The organism is Pseudoalteromonas sp. EB27 (assembly GCF_001974875.1).
In the GTDB taxonomy this organism is placed as follows: Bacteria; Pseudomonadota; Gammaproteobacteria; order Enterobacterales; family Alteromonadaceae; genus Pseudoalteromonas.
Genome location: NZ_MTQD01000034.1, coordinates 1 through 1,082 on the forward strand (window position 1 = coordinate 1; position 1,082 = coordinate 1,082).

Annotated in this window: 1 protein-coding gene; it reads left to right on the forward strand. The window is 44.9% G+C overall.

The genetic code is table 11. The annotated features are described in order from the left end of the window. Nucleotides 1-1,082: elongation factor Tu (gene tuf / locus BW142_RS20470; protein ID WP_076926146.1), on the forward strand; the 1,082-nt coding region annotated here is incomplete at its 3' end.

Below are 1,082 nucleotides of genomic sequence, written 5' to 3' on the forward strand. Positions count from 1 at the left end.
ATGGCAAAAGAAAAGTTTGAACGCGTAAAACCGCACGTAAACGTTGGTACAATCGGCCACGTTGACCACGGTAAAACTACACTAACTGCAGCAATCACTAACGTACTTGCAAAAGTATACGGCGGTGTTGCTAAAGATTTCGCATCAATCGATAACGCTCCAGAAGAGCGCGAACGTGGTATCACTATTTCAACGTCTCACGTTGAATACGATACACCTACACGTCACTACGCACACGTAGATTGTCCTGGTCACGCCGATTATGTTAAAAACATGATCACTGGTGCTGCTCAAATGGACGGCGCGATCTTAGTAGTTGCTGCGACAGATGGCCCTATGCCACAAACGCGTGAGCACATCCTTCTTTCTCGTCAAGTTGGCGTTCCTTACATCATCGTGTTCATGAACAAATGTGACATGGTAGATGACGAAGAGCTACTTGAACTAGTAGAAATGGAAGTTCGTGAACTTCTTTCAGAATACGATTTCCCAGGTGATGACTTACCTCTAATCGCTGGTTCTGCGCTTAAAGCGTTAGAAGGCGAGAAAGAGTGGGAAGATAAGATTGTTGAGCTTGCAAATGCACTTGATTCTTACATCCCAGAGCCAGAGCGTGACATCGATAAGCCATTCATCATGCCTATCGAAGACGTTTTCTCAATCCAGGGTCGTGGTACAGTTGTAACTGGTCGTGTTGAAGCTGGTATCATCCGCATCAATGACGAAGTAGAAATTGTTGGTATCAATGATACAACTCGTTCTACTTGTACTGGTGTTGAAATGTTCCGTAAGCTTCTAGACGAAGGTCGTGCTGGCGAAAACATCGGCGCACTTCTACGTGGTACTAAACGTGAAGACGTTGAACGTGGTCAAGTACTAGCTAAGCCTGGTTCAATCAACCCACATACTACATTCACTTCAGAAGTATACGTACTTTCGAAAGATGAAGGTGGTCGTCATACTCCATTCTTCAAAGGTTACCGTCCACAGTTCTACTTCCGTACAACTGACGTAACGGGTGACGTACAGTTACCAGAAGGCGTAGAAATGGTAATGCCTGGTGATAACATCAAGATGACAGT